Origin of the sequence: Maridesulfovibrio sp. (assembly GCF_963678865.1) — a bacterium.
Taxonomy (GTDB): domain Bacteria; phylum Desulfobacterota; class Desulfovibrionia; order Desulfovibrionales; family Desulfovibrionaceae; genus Maridesulfovibrio.
Window position 1 is genome coordinate 2,800,712 of record NZ_OY787459.1, and the last position, 16,820, is coordinate 2,817,531.

General features: G+C 43.7%; 13 protein-coding genes. All 13 read left to right on the forward strand.

The genetic code is table 11. From position 1 onward, the window contains the following. The first annotated feature begins 55 nt into the window (after positions 1 to 55). The 13 genes from ACKU41_RS12860 (at position 56) to ACKU41_RS12920 (ending at position 16,819) form a co-directional block, all read left to right on the forward strand. Positions 56 to 2,233 carry a hypothetical protein gene (locus ACKU41_RS12860; protein ID WP_321401309.1) on the forward strand — a complete coding sequence of 726 codons (2,178 nt, stop codon included), beginning with the start codon at positions 56 to 58 and terminating at the stop codon, positions 2,231 to 2,233. Positions 2,234 to 2,351: 118 nt separating this feature from the next. Further along, the gene (locus ACKU41_RS12865; RefSeq protein ID WP_321401311.1) at positions 2,352 to 4,400 is read left to right on the forward strand and encodes an acyltransferase family protein; all 2,049 of its coding nucleotides are present in this window, start codon (positions 2,352 to 2,354) and stop codon (positions 4,398 to 4,400) included. A gap of 157 nt (positions 4,401 to 4,557) precedes the next feature. After that, positions 4,558 to 5,565 (forward strand): Gfo/Idh/MocA family oxidoreductase, encoded by a 1,008-nt coding sequence (locus ACKU41_RS12870; protein ID WP_321401313.1) that lies wholly within the window; start codon positions 4,558 to 4,560, stop codon positions 5,563 to 5,565. A gap of 191 nt (positions 5,566 to 5,756) precedes the next feature. After that, positions 5,757 to 6,626 carry a polysaccharide deacetylase family protein gene (locus tag ACKU41_RS12875; protein ID WP_321401315.1) on the forward strand — a complete coding sequence of 290 codons (870 nt, stop codon included), beginning with the start codon at positions 5,757 to 5,759 and terminating at the stop codon, positions 6,624 to 6,626. A gap of 97 nt (positions 6,627 to 6,723) precedes the next feature. Beyond that, positions 6,724 to 7,758: a GNAT family N-acetyltransferase gene (locus tag ACKU41_RS12880; RefSeq protein WP_321401317.1), complete on the forward strand. Its 1,035-nt coding sequence runs from the start codon at positions 6,724 to 6,726 to the stop codon at positions 7,756 to 7,758. Between the two features lie 125 nt (positions 7,759 to 7,883). Beyond that, positions 7,884 to 8,411 (forward strand): winged helix-turn-helix domain-containing protein, encoded by a 528-nt coding sequence (locus tag ACKU41_RS12885; protein ID WP_321401319.1) that lies wholly within the window; start codon positions 7,884 to 7,886, stop codon positions 8,409 to 8,411. Between the two features lie 36 nt (positions 8,412 to 8,447). After that, positions 8,448 to 9,605 (forward strand): DegT/DnrJ/EryC1/StrS family aminotransferase, encoded by a 1,158-nt coding sequence (locus ACKU41_RS12890; RefSeq protein ID WP_321401321.1) that lies wholly within the window; start codon positions 8,448 to 8,450, stop codon positions 9,603 to 9,605. A gap of 4 nt (positions 9,606 to 9,609) precedes the next feature. After that, positions 9,610 to 10,755 (forward strand): glycosyltransferase, encoded by a 1,146-nt coding sequence (locus tag ACKU41_RS12895; RefSeq protein ID WP_321401323.1) that lies wholly within the window; start codon positions 9,610 to 9,612, stop codon positions 10,753 to 10,755. Continuing rightward, positions 10,752 to 11,930: a glycosyltransferase family 4 protein gene (locus ACKU41_RS12900; RefSeq protein WP_321401325.1), complete on the forward strand. Its 1,179-nt coding sequence runs from the start codon at positions 10,752 to 10,754 to the stop codon at positions 11,928 to 11,930. Before ACKU41_RS12895 ends, ACKU41_RS12900 begins: the two co-directional genes overlap by 4 nt. Beyond that, positions 11,923 to 12,882 (forward strand): NAD-dependent epimerase/dehydratase family protein, encoded by a 960-nt coding sequence (locus ACKU41_RS12905; protein WP_319777791.1) that lies wholly within the window; start codon positions 11,923 to 11,925, stop codon positions 12,880 to 12,882. The genes ACKU41_RS12900 and ACKU41_RS12905 overlap by 8 nt, the downstream gene beginning before the upstream one ends. 18 nt (positions 12,883 to 12,900) lie before the next feature. Next, on the forward strand, positions 12,901 to 14,613 hold the full coding sequence (locus ACKU41_RS12910) for an ABC transporter ATP-binding protein (protein ID WP_321401328.1): 1,713 nt from the start codon (positions 12,901 to 12,903) through the stop codon (positions 14,611 to 14,613). Between the two features lie 40 nt (positions 14,614 to 14,653). Then, on the forward strand, positions 14,654 to 15,652 hold the full coding sequence (locus ACKU41_RS12915) for an NAD(P)-dependent oxidoreductase (protein WP_319777792.1): 999 nt from the start codon (positions 14,654 to 14,656) through the stop codon (positions 15,650 to 15,652). After that, the gene (locus ACKU41_RS12920) at positions 15,653 to 16,819 is read left to right on the forward strand and encodes a LegC family aminotransferase (protein WP_319777793.1); all 1,167 of its coding nucleotides are present in this window, start codon (positions 15,653 to 15,655) and stop codon (positions 16,817 to 16,819) included. Position 16,820 lies beyond the last annotated feature (1 nt).

Below are 16,820 nucleotides of genomic sequence, written 5' to 3' on the forward strand. Positions count from 1 at the left end.
CGTAGGCATGGGGTTTTCGGTGTGCTCACAAGCAAAACATGGAGATTTTTTCACTATGAAAAAACTTATCGGTATTTTTACAGTACTGCTCGTACTCTGCGCTTCCAGTGCTTTCGCGCTGACCGCTGAGTTCCCTGCGTACTACAACGGTTCCATGGGCAATGCTGTCTATGGTAACAACTTCAATGGTACCCAGATGTTCTATACGGGTTTCGGCGTTAACGCTACAGGCCTGCGTACAGCCGCTTCTGCTAAATCTTGGGGCAGAATGGTTATGTTCAAATCTGAAACCAGCCCTACCTACTACAAAAAAGACCTCTTTCATGTTAACGCATCCTGGGATGTTCCTAGCAGAAAGGCTTTTTTTAACGGTACAGTAGTTTTCGCCAACGGTTCCACGACTTTTACAGGCTCCCTCGGTAACGCTACCATTGCTACCAACGCTAAAGGACCTTTCCTGACTTTTGATGTTACCGCTGGTGCTACAGCAGGTCAGAAGATTGGCGGCCTTGCCACCCTCGCTCCTGTTAACTCCACCTTGAACGCAACCACATACTTTGTGCCTGTGTCCGGTTACCAGATGATGGTTGGTATCACTAACGCAACCAACAACATGACCGCGCATAGTGCTACTGCCCTCCAGAACGCATCTACCACTGGTTCCGGTCTCTCCATGAGCATGGTTTACCAGAACGGTACTTTCCTGAATACTTCCGGTGACCTCGCTATCGCTGATGGTGCTACCTGGGATTACTATGCATATGGTGTTGCTCAGAACGATCCTGTAGTTATCTTTGGTCAGGTTAAGATCAACTCCGACTACAGCACCACTTCTACTACCGGTAACGCTCAGGCTAGATACTACATCCTGAACTCCACTGATAATGTTGATGAGTCCACTTGGGCATACTTCAACGCTACTACTTATAAAAATGCTGCTGGCGGTAACCTCCAGATAGCAAGAAAAGCTGGTAAAACCGCTGCATCCAAGACTGCTAGCACTTTCTACCTCTTCCAGAACGCTACCATCAACGCAGACCAGAACATGGTTTCCGGTTTTGTTACTGCTGCCAACCAGAAGTGCTTCGCTGTCATGATCAAGAGCGGAAGCAACCTTTCCAATGACTACCTCAGGAACAAAGGTTTCACCACTGTGTTCACCGGTTCCGGTAAAGCTAATCAGGAAGCTGGTAACGCTACTGCTGGTCTGATGCAGTTCAGAGTTGATAATAACATGGAACTCACCGGTGCTTCTCATAACTGGTTTGTTAAAGCTCCTGCAGCTGCCGGTGCAAACTTCCAGAACATTGATAGTTGTAAAGCAAACATTGACGGTTACACCATCAATGTAGCTTCTACTTCTCAGTTTAAAATCGCTCAGACCAACGCTACCTTCTATGACACCGCTGGTGATAAAGTTGGTTACTTCTACGGTAAAAGATCTGCTGATGATACCTTTGCTGTAGGTATCTTCGAAAGCCACATGACCGGTACTACCGTTGCTAATGCTCAGACTCGTCAGAGCACTGTTGCTTACCGCACTCTTGCTTTCCTGATCCCCACTTCCGCTACTACCTCTGTAATCACCAATGCTGGTTCCGCTTACCAGATCAACGCATCCCTGGCTGACTTCACTGGCGCTGTAGGTACTCTCCGCACCAACTCCACCGGTTACACCAAGGCTGCTCTTCGTGCTGAATGGACCGGTATTCCTTCTGACTTCGTACCTTTGACTGACGTTAAAGGTTACCAGCTTACCTCTCAGGGTAAGATGGGTCCCGGTCAGGAATTCTACTACACTGCTTCTTTCCAGATGACTGGTGTTGCTGGTAGAGTTTCCGGACTTAATCTTTACAAGCTCATGACTGATGGTGCTACTTCTCACCGTCTTGCCTACTCTGAAACTCCTTCAACTACCACTGATGGTATCTGGTGGATTTCCTCTGCTGACGGTAACACCAACTTGGGTTCTAATTCCGAACTCTCTGCAGATCAGACCTACTATGTAAACTGGGTTGTAAAGAACAACGGTTCTTACGACACCAACAATACTGAAAACAAGGGTAGCACTGTTCCGGTTCAGATTTCTGACCCGGTTATCCTCGGACTTGGCGGCACATCCAGCTCCAGCTCCTCCGGTTGTGTATTCAACCCCGCAGCTGGCTTCGGTCTGGAATGGCTGCTCCTGATGCTTGCTCCCATGGTTGCTATCGTACGTAGCCGCTTCAAGTAAGCACCAGCCTACTGGATTAAATCCACGTAGATAAATATAGAGGGCCGGCCTTAGGGTCGGCTCTCTTTTTTAGTATAATATTGATTCAGTTTTTGTCTGTGAGTTAAGAAAGTTTGATATGAGTGTTATTCCATACCGTAAAGATATCGACGGTTTGCGCGCTGTTGCAGTGTTGCTTGTTGTTTTATCTCATGCGCAATTCGCTTTGTTTAAAGGTGGATTTATCGGTGTAGATGTCTTTTTTGTTATTTCGGGGTACTTGATTACTTCGATAATGGTTAACGAAATTGACCGTGGGATATTCAGTTTTAGAAAATTTTATCTGCGCAGGATCAAGCGCTTGCTTCCGGCTTTGCTTATTGTGCTTTCTAGCACTTCGTATTTCGCACATAAGATGCTTATGCCATACGAGTTGATAAATTATGCTAAAGCTCAGTTTGCAACACTCTCATATTGTTCTAATTTTTTTTTATGGCGATATTTCGGTGGATATTGGAGAGGGTACTCAAAGGAATTTCCATTAACCCATACTTGGTCGTTGTCTGTTGAAGAACAATTTTATGCTATTTGGCCTACATTACTTCTTTTAGCCTACACTTTTATTCCCAAACGATTCCACACCAAAATTCTGTTCTCAGTCTTTGTTTTTCTCCTTATTCTTTCGCAATATTTGGTTAAATACCCTGAATTTGCTTTTTACATGATCCCGGCTCGATTTTATGAAATGTTTATGGGGGCGATGGCTGCACTTCTTTTCCGTAAACCTATTGCACTGGATAAAATACTAGAAAAACATTTTGTTAATATTTGTCATGTTATAGGCATATCTTTACTTTTATATGCAGCGTTCGCTTATAAAGGTGGGCTTGCCTATCCGGGCTTGAATGCATTGGTTCCCTGTCTTGGAACTTTGTTGCTGATACTTCCCTTTCGGAGAGATCGCTCTCTAGTTTCGGGGATTTTATCTTCGCGCGTCTTTGTCGGAATAGGTAAAATTTCTTATTCGCTGTATCTTTGGCATTGGCCTATTTTTTCATTGCTGGCTTTTTCGGGACATTCTGTTGATAAATATCGTTACCCCGCGTTATTACTGAGTTTTGTCCTATCCATCATTTCATATTATTGTGTGGAAAAACCATTCAGAAAAGCAAAGATATCATTTAGAAAGGCACTTCTAGGTTTCGTGATTCTGCCTATTGGTTTAAGTTTTTTATATATGGAAGCCTCTTTGGAGGACGGTTTTCTCAACAGGTACGCCGGAACAACCCGAAAAGCTGTTCAGTCCTATTCAATGATTGAAAATTCATATCTGGAAGCGCAACTTGGTAAGAGCTCGCCAACTGATGAGCATAAAGAAAATAAGAATACAATTTGGGGGTATGATCGTCCTGAGGCTATCAGCGCACTACTTGTAGGCGATTCTCATTCCACAGCAATACGTCCATTTGTTGAGTTGTTATGCCAGCCATTTGGAATCAAAGGATTGCAAATTTCAAGAGATAGTACTCCATTTTTACTTAATGTAGATTATTATGTTCCTGATGTTTATGGTAATCAAGTTCTGCGCAAAGATAAACGTGAAATGAACAATTATTGGCGCCAATTAATCATTGATAAAAAAATTAAATATGTCTTTATTGCTGCATTTTATTCATCTAGAATCTATTCAAACACTGATCATCCTGAACATATGGTGCATGATAAAGTTGTGCAGGGTTTGGACATATTGGATGATAATAAGAAAAGTTTTTATCTCGGCTTATATGATACAGTTAAATTTCTTGTTGATAATGGCGTAGTACCTATCATATTTAAAGATGTTCCCTATCTTAAGACAAACCTGTCTAAAAATTATATGAAAAATTTATTATTTAATTCTCATCTTAAGACAACCTATCCTTGGGTAAACATAATTAACCGTCATAAATATGAAGATTCCGCGATTGACAGGATAAAGTCGGAGTTTCCGCCTGTGATTGTTATCGATCCCAAAGATATACTGCAGAATTATGTTAAAGATGGGCAATTCTCTCCGGTTATTGCAGGTATTCCATTATATGCTGATAGTAATCATCTAAATTCGCTTGGTGCAAAGCTTTTGGGAGAAAAATGGGTAGACAGTTTTGGGAATCCTTTGCAAAGAGCTATAAAAACAAATAGCAAGTAGTGTTTTGGATATGTCTTTTAGACAAAAAGGCTATTGTTGCCTTTACAGCTTAAGTTTATTAGAAGCTTGGGCATATAAGATACTAAAATTTGTTATGCGAGACAGATTAGTTAAGGCACTTTAAAGATAATTTTGTTATATAAATAAGGAATATAAAATGAAAACAGCAGTAATTGGTACCGGTGCTATGGGCCAGCACCACGTTAGGCTTTATTCTGACATAGTGAATTCTGAGCTGGTCGGTGTTGTTGACCAGAATGAAGCTCAGACTGAACGGCTTTGCGGACTCTATGGTGGTCGCGGTTATTCTGACTACCGGGAAATGATTGATAAAGAAAAACCTGATGCAGTGACAATCGCACTGCCGACTTCCCTTCATCACCAGGCTACCATGGATTGCCTTGATGCGGGAATACATGTCATGGTTGAAAAGCCCATTGCCAAGACTGTAGAACAGGCAAGGGAAATGATTGTCAAGGCAAAGGAAGTAGGGCGTGTCCTCAAAGTCGGTCATATCGAGCGTTTTAACCCTGCCGTGACTCAGCTGAAAGAAAGACTTGCCGATGGTCAGCTGGGACGCATTTTTACCATTCACTCCAGACGCCAGTCTCCCTATCCCGGACGTATTACTGATGTCGGGGTAGCAAGCGACCTCGCCACTCATGAACTTGATATGATGCGTTACATTGCCCAGTCTGAAGTTCATTCAATGACAGCTGAAATTTCAAAAGTAATGAATACTGACAATGAGGATATTGTTTTCGGTTTGTTGCGTTTTGAAAATGAAATTCTCGGCATTCTGGATGTTAACTGGATAACACCAACCAAAATTCGTGAAATTTCTGTCACCGGTGAGAATGGCATGTTCACTGTAGATTATCTCAATCAGAACTTGACCTTTAACTCAAACTACGCAGCTGAGCAGAATGAAAATCAGAGTGACTGGTTTAAAGCCAAGTTTGGTGTTGCAGAAGGTGATTTTACCCGGTTCAGGGTTGAAAAGAGAGAGCCTCTTCGTGTTGAAATAGAATCTTTTCTCAATTGTTGTGAGAATGATTTGACTCCGCTCGTCACAGGCGAAGATGGACTTGAAGCTCTAAATCTGGCTCTTCGGATTGTTGATAGCAAGTACAATTGTGGATGCAAAAAAATAGACCACAGATAACCTATCCCAATTTGATCTTATGACCGTCTTTTAGGTAAGCGGTTTCGCTTGAAAAAGAACTGTCAAATCAAGAGAAGATGCTAATGCCTGTCCTCTTGATTTGACAGTTTAGTTTTGAGCAACTAAAAAATGAGTTTCTTCAGGCAAGCAAACTCAATGATCACTAGTAATGTAAACAAATGGATTTCAAAATGATGAGATGGGTTCCATTTCACGGTCCTGTGAAGAATAGGTATGCTGCTTATTTTTTGCGTAAAATTATCCATGCTACTTGTCCGGAACAATATTTTGTCCGGTTTATGAGCCAACAGGTAAATCCTTGCGCTAATGCAACATATGCACTGACCTTTGATTTTGATTTTGAAAAGGATATTGAGGCTTTTCCATATCTGTTGGATATGCTGAAAGAAAATGACATCAAGGCCGGGTTTGCTGTAATAGGTAAATTCGTTGAGAAATATCCAGATATTCATAAGCGGGCAGTGGATGAAGGGCATGAGATAATAAATCATACATATACGCACCCCGACAACCCGCACTGGGCTCCTGATCGTTATTTTAATAAGTTATCGTATGCAGAACAAAAATCTGAAATAGAAAAGGCCCATGAGGTTTTCCAAAAAATACTTGGGATAGATTGTATTGGTTTCAGGACTCCTCATTATGGAAATCTCCACACTGAAAGTGTCTACCCGATCCTGTCCGAGCTGGGGTACAAATACAGCAGTTCAACAGCAGCTTGCGCTTACAAGGGCTTTGGTGCGCCCTCAGTGCATTCTCACGGAATAATTGAGATCCCCACTGGCTGCAGCCTGCACTTTCCACTTGCGATTTTTGATTCATGGAATATGCTCCGCAAAAATAATCCATTTCTTGGCGATGATAACCTTTTTGTTGAAGAGTTTGATGCAACCATTGAGGTTGTCAAAGAGCATAATCTTTTTCTTACTCACTATTTTGATCCCTATGACATCGTGGTGAATAACAAACTTGAAAGGGTGTTAGATAGTATTAATCAACATAACATTAAGACTTTGCTCTATAGAGATTTGATATTTTAGTGTTTTTGTCAGTAATTTATTTATCGATGCATTTTTGTTGTGAATATAAGACAAATATTTAAATAATAACTATATTGAATACGTGTAAGGAATAATGATGAGTATAAAAATTGAATGTACAAATGAAGCCCCCTTTGATTGGGATTCTTGGAATAGAAGCACCGTTGCTCACTCATCATATTATCAATCTTCTTCTTGGGCCAAAATGCTGAAGGAAACTGAAGAGGCTAAGCCATATTACGTTCGTATTTATAAAAATGGTTTTTTGCATGCTCAAGGTTTGATAATGAAAAGGTATTACTACAACCTATTTACAGGTAAGAAAAAAGTAGTTTTGCCGTACATAGAGTGCCTGTTCGGGCCGATTTGCAAAGTGGAAGCTGATTCATCTGTTTATACAGCTTTTTTGAAGTTGATTAAAAAAATAGCATATCGGAACATAGCGACAAATATACAGTATATTCCTTGTTACATGCATAAACTGCCCCGCTTCGATAAGACTGAAGTCCTGATGGACAATGGTTTTGTAACGAAGAAGTGGGGAACTTTTCTTGTGGATTTAGCTCCTGATGAGGAATTGATTTTTAAGAAAATATCATCAAGAGCGCGTAATAGGGTACGCAAAGCAGGAAAAATGGGCGTCAGTGTGCGGCGAATGGAAACATATGAAGAATTTGCCAATATTTTTATTCCCACCCTGCAAGCAGCAAAAAAAGAACAAGGTTTTGTTGCTTATCCTGCACATGAGGCCTTATGGAGCGACTCTAAAGAAGGATATCACTATTATGTGGCATACGCTGATGACACTCCTCTGGGATGCATAGGTCTGATCGTGCATAATGGAGTCTCAAGAGAAATTTCATCCGGTATTTTGGGTTTTTCCGTGCAAAAGAAATATCCGGCTCAAGATATCCTTCACTGGACACTCATAACCGAATCCAAAAGACTGGGTGCCAAATATTATGATCTTGCCGGGGTCAATCCCTCTCCGGAAGAAAAGTCAAAAGATGCCAGTATACTGTTTTTTAAAAAGAAATGGGGAGGATCATATTTGGAATACCCCATGGCGAAATTTGATTTGATACCCAAAAAAGATAAATTGGCTAAAATTGCAGCTAAATTGCTCTCTTAGATAGGGGCGGTCTTTTTCTGTGTTGTTTAGTTGTTGTCTTAATTCATATGAATCACATATCCCGTTAAATGTATGCAGGGATATGGTTTGACAGTTTGTTCAGAATAACCTAACAAACTCACATCATGCTCAAAGAACTATTTACATCTAAAACCCGAATCAAGCTGCTGCTCAAGCTGTTTCTAAACCCTGATGTTTCTTCGTATCTCAGGGAATTAGCAGCTGAATTTGATGTCTCACCCAATGCCATGAAAGAAGAACTAGATGGTTTGAGCGAGGCTGGATATCTAAACAAGAAAAAAGAGGGGCGTTACATCTATTACAACGCCAACTCTTCTCACCCATTCTTTCCTGAAATCAGTTCTATCGTCCGCAAATATATTGGAATTGACCAGATTCTTGAATACATCCTTTCTACTATCGGAGATGTAGAGTCGGTTTATATTCTCGACGACTATGCCAAAGGAATCGACTCTGGAATCATTGACGTGCTAATTATTGGTGATGATACCAATTTCGACCGTATCGGCGATCTTTGCTCAAAAGCAGAAGAAGCAATCAAACGCAAAATACGAATCATGGTTCTTAATACTCAAGAATTTGATGACACAAGTGATATTTATTTAAGGCGACCCAATTGGAAGGTTGTCTAAAAACATATAACTACGTTTTAGATGGAGATTTAATCCATGAATATTCCTTTTATTGACTTAAAAAAACAGTTTTCCCGCGTTGAAAAGCAAATTCGTGACAACATGGATACCGTTCTGGATCATGGTGCTTACATCATGGGCCCGGAAATTCCGGCCATTGAAGAAAAATTGGCTGAATATTGCGGAACCAAACATGCCCTCGGCTGTGCTTCCGGTACTGATGCCCTGACTCTGGCGCTCATGTCCCTGGATGTAAAACCCGGTGATGCTGTTTTTACCACCCCGTTTACCTTCTTTGCCACAGCAGAAACAATCGCCCTTACCGGGGCAACCCCTGTCTTCGTGGATATTGACCCGGTGACCTTCAACATTGATCCGGAAAAACTAGACAAAACCATTGAAGCACTCAAAGGCTCTGATAACGGCTGTCCTCTGCCTAAAGTTGACGGGTTGACCCCTCGAGGCATCATCTCCGTTGATCTTTTCGGACAGCCTGCTGACTATGAATCGATCAAGGCTGTGGCAGATAAGCATGACCTGTTTCTTATCGAAGATGCAGCCCAGAGTTTCGGCGGCGAATACAAAGGTAAACGTGCATGTTCACTTGGTGACATCACCTGCACCTCATTTTTTCCGGCAAAACCCCTTGGCTGTTACGGTGACGGCGGCATGTGCTTTACTGACGATGATAATCTGATTGAACGCTTGCGCTCCCACCGTATCCACGGCATGGGACCGGACAGATATGACAATGTTCGTCTTGGCATAACCGGACGTATGGATTCCCTGCAGGCCGCAATTCTGCTGGCAAAATTCGAAATCTTCCCTGAAGAAGTTGACCTACGCGACAAAGTTGCAGCCACCTATGCCGAACTTCTTGCTGACGTTGAAGGGCTTACTGCCCCCTTTGTTCCCGAAGGATACCGCTCCGTATGGGCTCAGTACTGCCCACTGGCAAAAGACGGCGACCACAGAGCTCGTATTCAGGCCGCGCTTCAGGAAAAGGGCATACCTTCACCCATATATTACCCCATTCCCCTGCATCTGCAGACTGCCTTCAAGGATCTCGGATACAAAATGGGAGATTGTCCGGTAAGTGAAGATGCTGCCAGCCGTATTTTTGCCATCCCCATGCATCCCTATCTTGAAAAAGAACAGCAGGAATTCATAGCTGACATCATTAGGAATGCATAGCTAAATGGGAAAAACTCTCCTTGTCATCATAACAGACCGCCTTTCCCATATTATTGGGAAAGGCGAGCTGATTGACCGCTATTATAATCCCGGCGGGGTCTTCAGTGACGTCCATATCCTGATGACCAATGATGACAGCCCGGATCATCAGTTTTTGCAACGAACCGTGGGTGACGCGAAATTGACCCTGCATAACCTGCCCTCCGGCATGGGGCTGCTGGCCAAAACACTCTGGCGTCCGTTTCTCCTGCGGAGCTGGGCAAATCAGGCAATTGCTCTGGCCGAAGAGATCAAGCCCGAGATGGTCCGCTGTTACGGCAATTTTATTAACGGCTATGTAGGAGCAAGAATTAAAGAAGAGCTGGGAATACCGCTTTTTGTGTCCCTGCACACTCAGCCCGATCAGACCCGTGCTACTCCGGAAGTGGATTTCAAAACAAAGATTTTTTACGCCTTTTCCAAGAGTATTGAAAAATACACCTTGAAAAGAGCGGACAAAGTGAGCTGTGTATATGGTTCTATTCTGGATTATGCGCAACGCAACGGGGCAAGTGAACCTTTTGTTGCCTACAACGTGATTAATCCGGGCAATCTTGTGCGAAAAGAAGAGTATTGTTCTTCCGGTCCACTGAAAATTCTCTACGTTGGACGGGTCATACCGGCCAAAAACCCTGAGAACATTATTCGTGCCCTGCAGGATTTAGATGCGGAGTTAACAGTGGTCGGAAGCGGCTCCAAGGAACAGGAGCTTGCAGAACTTGCAAGCGAGCTTAAAGTTGCCGGGCAGGTTCACTTTATTCCGGCCATGCCTAACGATGAACTCTGCCGGACCATGCATGAATATGACATGTTTGCCGGGCATTCCCAGTATAGCGAAATACCGAAGACCGTACTGGAGGCTTCTTTGTGCGGTTTGCCCATTCTTTTCAATTCACGTACGGGGAGTCCTGTCCCTGAATTTGAAAATAACATTGCCAAGATGGTGGAGGATTCCCCGGCAGGGTACCGTTCAGGGATTGAGTTTTTTATGGACTTGGAAAATCGGGCTGAGTACGGCACAAGGGCATTTAAATATGCTCAGAAACATTGGGAACCGTCTTACGCAGAACAGGTTTACGCTGATATTCACAAGGAGCTGACGGGAATATGAAAAAATCGATCCTCTTCATAACATACGATTTCCCGCCGATCCTTTCACCTGAATCAATTCAGGTGCAACGCCGTGCGCTTACTTTGGCCCGTAACGGACACCGGGTCCATGTTTTGACCTGTTGTGAGAATCCTGATTTTGAATTTCTGGACCGGCAGCTTAGCCGTGATCATGAGAATCTGACTATTCACCGCGTAAACAGGCTACCCGGTGAAAAATGGCTGCATTATCTTTGTGGCGGACTGGAAATTACCGACCGCAAATTCTGGTGGAAATTCCCGGCAGCTGATGCGGCAGTTAAATTGATTAAGGAATTCCAGATTGATGCCCTTTACAGTCATTCCACCCCGCTGGTGAACCATCTTGCAGGATTGGCCGTAAAGGAAACTGACCGTAATCTGCATTGGACAGCGCATTTTTCCGATCCCTGGACTCTGAACCCGTACCTTTCGTACCGTACAGGTTTTCAACGCAAGATCAACAAGTTATATGAAAAAGCTGTAATTTCAAGGGCAGATACCATCACAGTGACCTCGGAAAAAACCAAGGACCTGTTTGTGAAAGGACTTGCAGCTGACAGCGCTAAAATAAAAGTCCTGCCACATGTCTTTGATCCTGACCTATACACCCGCAGGAAAAACGAACCGCAGAAAAAAATTATTGCCCACACTGGCAACATATACGGTCTGCGTTCGGCTGCACCGCTCATTGAAGCGGTTCACAAAGTACAGCCGCAAAATCTTGAATTTCATTTTTACGGACGCATGAAAGAGGAAGAAAGGCAGCTTGCTGAATCCAAATGCCCTGAGCTGATCAGGTTTTTTGACCCGGTTCCTTATCTGGATTCAATCAAAGTTCTTTCTGATGCAGATATTCTGCTGGTCATAGACGCTCCGTTGAAAGATTCACCATTTTTTCCTTCCAAGCTCGCCGACTACATCGGGGCGGGCAAGCCTGTGGTGGCTCTTAGCCCGTTGTCTTCCACGACCACCCAGATTGTGCGTGATATCCAGAAAGAATTGCTGATTGCCGACAGTGCTGATGTTCCATCCATTGCCGCCCTTGTTCGCAGACTGGATTCAACTAATCCCGCCGAACTGCGTGAAGAAGGTAAAGACTTTTACAATATGAATAACAGCTACGAAAATATACGTGAGGCCCTTTTTGATGAATAATGCCAAAGTGCTTGTTACCGGCGGCGCAGGAGCCATCGGACTGAACTTGATTGAAAGAATGCTTGCGGCCGGAGTCGGCGCGGTGATGGTGCTTGATGACCTTTCTTCCGGGTATAAAAATTACCTGCCGGAGGACGGGCGGGTTTCATTTGTAAAGGCTGACATCGGACAGATTGAGACCTATCGCGAGAAAATGGAAGCATTTAAGCCTGATTATGTTTTCCATCTGGCGGCCCATTTCGCCAATCAGAACTCAGTGGACCATCCCTTTAAGGATGTGCAGGCCAATATCATAGGCACCATGAACCTGCTGGAGATCTGCAAGGAAAACAAGCGACTGAAGAAATTTGTCTACACCTCATCTTCATGTGTCTACGGCAATGCCGCTATCATGAATGAGGCAGACTATATCTATCCACATGAAACCCCTTATGCCATCAACAAGTACACAGCTGAGTTGTACGTAAAATACTATGCCTCCATGTTTCAGATTCCGGCTGTATCCATCAGGGTTTTCAACACCTACGGACCATATGAGCCGCATGGGGCATACCGTAACGTTATCCCCAATTTCATTGTCCGGGCCATCAAGGGCGAACCCCTCTTCATTACCGGGGACGGCACTGAAACCCGTGATTTCACTTTCGTAGGCAACACCGCCCAACTGCTGACCCTTGCCGCTCTTTCCGATGTTACGGATGGTGATATTTTCAACGGCGGCACAGGAAAGCCGACCCAGATCATCGATCTTGCCAAAATGATTATCGAATACACCGGATCTTCATCCGAAATAGTCTTCAAGGAAAGACGCAATTGGGATGCGGTAAAAGACCGCCTTTCCGACATTTCCAAATCATGGAAAGTGCTGGGCTATGAGCCTGAGGTGCCGCTTGAAGAAGGTCTGAAAAAGACCGTGGATTGGTATATGAATGACTACGAGATCGAGGATTAAGAGGACGACGTGGTTATTATGATCAAAAAGATCAAAGGGCTGCTGAACCCGGTCCAGAAAAAAAGTATGATCGCGTTGGTCGTTTTGTCCATCGTTATTTCAGGAATTGAGACAGTGGGCATTTCGGCCATACTGCCGTTTATTTCTGTCGCCAGTGATTTTTCGCTTGCAACAGACAATAAGTATTATCATTTTGTATACACCCTTTTGGGTTTTACTGACACGCAGTCTTTTGTCATTACCTTCGGTTTTGTGCTGGTCGGGTTTTATATTTCCAGAGGTTTTATAAATCTTTGTTACATGTATTTTATCCAGAGGTATTCACAAGGGATATTCCTTTCGTTAGCTATTAAAATATTTTCCAATTATGTTCATATCAAGTATCAGGATATGACTACTAGGAATAGCTCTGACCTTGCAAAAAAGCTGATTACTGAAACAGATAATGCGGCTCTTTTCTTTTATTCCCTATTGCTGTTGATTTCTGAACTGTTTGTCTCATCTTTTATTTATGCCGCACTGCTGGTTGTTAACTGGAAGGTTACATTGGCGCTTACCGGTTTTCTTGGCTCTATGGTTTTTCTGTTAGTTAAGGTTGTTTCCGGGTTGATCAGGAAGGAAGGGCCCAAGCGCAATCATTTTCAGGAAATCTATTACCGGACAATTAATGAAACTTTGAGCAACCTGAAATTTATCAAACTGCTTGCCGGGGAAGAAACCGCCATCAAAGCATTGAATAAATCCGGTCAGGGCTATGTTAATGCCATGGTGATGAACAAAACTTACAATACTATTCCCCGCTTATCGCTTGAAAGCATCGGATTTTCATTGCTTATATCAGCTTTGATCTTCGCATTAATGCATGGGGAAAGTATTGCCAGCATTATTCCTGTTGTTTCGCTGTTCGCCTTAGCCATGTATCGTTTGCTGCCGTCTGTAAACCGTATTTTGAGCAGCTACAATAACATGCTCTACTACACCAAGAGTATTGAGTTACTCCATGAAGATCTGAATATTGCAACTCATAATCTGGGTAATGAGCCTCTTGAATTTACAAGGCAGATCAATATTGAAAAAATGAGTTTTGGCTATACTGAAGATCCCGTACTTGAGAATATTTCGTTGAATATCAAAAAAGGCGAAAAGATAGCGCTGATAGGAGAAAGCGGAGCAGGCAAGAGTACGCTTGCGGACATAATAATCGGGATGTACACTTCTTTTTCCGGGCATATTCATGTGGATGATGAGCTTTTGAGCGAAAAAAATATGCTCTCATGGCGGGAAAAAATAGGATACATTCCGCAGTCCATCTATCTTTTTGATTCAACTGTTGCAGAAAATGTTGTCTTCGGACGACAATATAATGAGCAACAGGTGAAGGAAGCGCTTCATAAAGCTGAATTGACATCTTTTCTGGAACAGAATGAAGGAATTCATACTCTGGTAGGTGAAGACGGTTCCCAGCTCTCCGGAGGGCAGAAACAGCGAATAGCTATTGCGAGAGCAATATATGGTGACCCTGACCTGTTAGTTCTGGATGAGGCTACATCAGCTCTCGACAGCCGTACAGAGCAGAAGATCATGGATAATATTTTTAAGGTAAGTGAAGGCAAAACACTTATTATTATCGCACACCGCCTATCAACCATTGAGCAGTGTGACAAAGTTTATAAAATTGAAGATAGAGGCATCTGCCTTGTTGAAGATAAAACCGTTCAATCTGATTGTTAGGTCAATCAAATAAACAAAAAAGATACAAGGGGAATCAATAATGAAAAACATTCTCGTTACCGGCGGAGCCGGATATGTCGGATCCATTCTGCTGCGTCGCCTGCTGGATGATGGATATGGCGTAGTTTGTGTGGATACTTTGAAATTCGGTGGTGAATCCATAATTGATATTTATGAGCACCCCAATTTTACCTTTCACAAAGTGGATGTAGCCGATGCTGCCGCCATGGATAAAATCATGGAAGAAAGCGACCTGCACGGTGTAATCCACCTTGCTGCGATCGTTGGCGACCCTGCTTGTAAACTGTATTCTGATGAAGCAAAGCGCACCAACTGGGGAGCTTCCGTATATCTGGTGGACAAATGCAAAGAACTCGGTATTGAGCGTTTTATCTTTGCTTCCACCTGCTCCAACTACGGTAAAATGCCTGATCCCGAAGGTTTTGTTGTGGAAACAACCCCTCTGGCTCCGGTTTCCCTGTACGCAGAGTTGAAAGTTAAATTTGAAAAATACTTCCTCGAGGAAATGGAAAAGACCGATGCTCTTTGTCCCACTTCCCTGCGTTTTTCCACTGTTTACGGTATGTCCCATCGCATGCGTTTCGACCTGACCGTAAACGAATTCACCAAAGACCTTGCCCTTGAAAAAGAGCTGGTTATTTTCGGAGAACAGTTCTGGCGTCCTTACTGCCACGTTGCAGACTTTACCAATGCTATGATGACCGTACTCGAAGCACCCAAAGAAAAGGTTGCTTACGATGTATTCAACGTTGGCGACACTGCTGAGAATTACACCAAGAAGATGCTCGCTGACGAACTGACCAAGCTCTTTCCCAATGCGGACATCAAATACGTTAAAAAAGACGAAGATCCCCGCGATTACCGTGCAGATCACACCAAAATTAAAGAACAGCTCGGTTTCAAAATTACCAAGACCGTTCCTGAAGGCATGCGTGAAATCAAGGAGATTGTTGAACTCGGTATCATTAGTGATCCCGAAAGCCAGCAGTACTACAACATCCCTCACAAGAGAGATTAAATGAACCTCGCAGATAATATTCTTGAAGCGATGAAAACCGTGCTCCCGCAGGGCGGAGGATTCCTCCCCCTGCATGAGCCGGTATTTCCCGGAAACGAACTGGCTTACACCAAAGAGTGTATCGACACCACTTTTGTCTCTTCTGTAGGGAAATTCGTGGACCGGTTCGAGGAAATGCTTGCTGATTACACCGGAGCGAAACGCGCTATTGCAGTGACTAACGGAACCGCTGCCCTGCACATGGCTCTTATGCTGGCCGGAGTTAAGGCTGGTGATGAAGTTATTATTCCCGGTCTGACTTTTGTAGCCACTGCCAACGCTGTAGCTTACATTGGCGCGGTGCCTCATATCGCTGATTCGGAAGAAAAAACTCTCGGTCTTGATGCGCAAAAACTGGATGCCCACTTGAGTGAAGTTGCCGAAGTCCGTAATGGCGAGTGCTTCAACAAGGAGACCGGGCGCAGAATTTCCGCTCTGGTTCCTATGCATGTTTTCGGCATTCCTCTTGATGTGGACGGATTGCTTGCTGTCTGCGAAAAATTTTCCATTCCCATGGTCGAAGATGCTGCGGAAGCAATCGGCTCCTTTTACAAGGGCAAGCATTGCGGCAGGTTTGGTAAGATCGCTTCGCTCAGCTTTAATGGCAACAAGACCATAACCACCGGGGGCGGTGGAGCCATCCTTACTGATGATGCTGAAATGGCTGATCTTTGCAAGCATCTGACCACAACAGCCAAAAGCCCGCACAAATGGGAATATTTCCACGATATGGTCGGTTATAACTACCGTATGCCCAACATCAATGCTGCGCTCGGTTGTGCTCAGATGGAAAAGCTTGACGAGATTCTGGCCAGCAAACGAAAACTTGCTGAAAAATACGCTACGGCATTCAAAGATGTCGAAGGTGTTCGTTTCCTGACTGAACCGCAAGAATGCAGCAGTAACTATTGGTTCTGCACTCTCGTTCTTGAAAAAGGTTTCGAGGGTGACCGTGATTCCATTCTGGAAGCTACCAACGGTGCTGCCTACATGACCCGTCCCCTGTGGACTGCCATGCATCGTTTACCCATGTTTGAAAATTGTCCGCGTACCGACATGAGTGTTGCCGAATCTCTTGAAAAGAGAGTGATCAACATTCCTAGTGGAGCGGGGATAGTAGGGGTTTAGT

Excerpts from the sequence above, each read along its gene's own strand:
- ACKU41_RS12890 (WP_321401321.1), top strand. The coding sequence starts at position 8,448 with ATGAATATTCCTTTTATTGACTTAAAAAAACAGTTTTCCCGCGTTGAA.
- ACKU41_RS12915 (WP_319777792.1), top strand. The coding sequence starts at position 14,654 with ATGAAAAACATTCTCGTTACCGGCGGAGCCGGATATGTCGGATCCATT.
- ACKU41_RS12905 (WP_319777791.1), top strand. The coding sequence starts at position 11,923 with ATGAATAATGCCAAAGTGCTTGTTACCGGCGGCGCAGGAGCCATCGGA.
- ACKU41_RS12910 (WP_321401328.1), top strand. The coding sequence starts at position 12,901 with ATGATCAAAAAGATCAAAGGGCTGCTGAACCCGGTCCAGAAAAAAAGT.
- ACKU41_RS12885 (WP_321401319.1), top strand. The coding sequence starts at position 7,884 with ATGCTCAAAGAACTATTTACATCTAAAACCCGAATCAAGCTGCTGCTC.
- ACKU41_RS12875 (WP_321401315.1), top strand. The coding sequence starts at position 5,757 with ATGATGAGATGGGTTCCATTTCACGGTCCTGTGAAGAATAGGTATGCT.
- ACKU41_RS12870 (WP_321401313.1), top strand. The coding sequence starts at position 4,558 with ATGAAAACAGCAGTAATTGGTACCGGTGCTATGGGCCAGCACCACGTT.
- ACKU41_RS12900 (WP_321401325.1), top strand. The coding sequence starts at position 10,752 with ATGAAAAAATCGATCCTCTTCATAACATACGATTTCCCGCCGATCCTT.
- ACKU41_RS12895 (WP_321401323.1), top strand. The coding sequence starts at position 9,610 with ATGGGAAAAACTCTCCTTGTCATCATAACAGACCGCCTTTCCCATATT.
- ACKU41_RS12865 (WP_321401311.1), top strand. The coding sequence starts at position 2,352 with ATGAGTGTTATTCCATACCGTAAAGATATCGACGGTTTGCGCGCTGTT.
- ACKU41_RS12880 (WP_321401317.1), top strand. The coding sequence starts at position 6,724 with ATGAGTATAAAAATTGAATGTACAAATGAAGCCCCCTTTGATTGGGAT.
- ACKU41_RS12920 (WP_319777793.1), top strand. The coding sequence starts at position 15,653 with ATGAACCTCGCAGATAATATTCTTGAAGCGATGAAAACCGTGCTCCCG.
- ACKU41_RS12860 (WP_321401309.1), top strand. The coding sequence starts at position 56 with ATGAAAAAACTTATCGGTATTTTTACAGTACTGCTCGTACTCTGCGCT.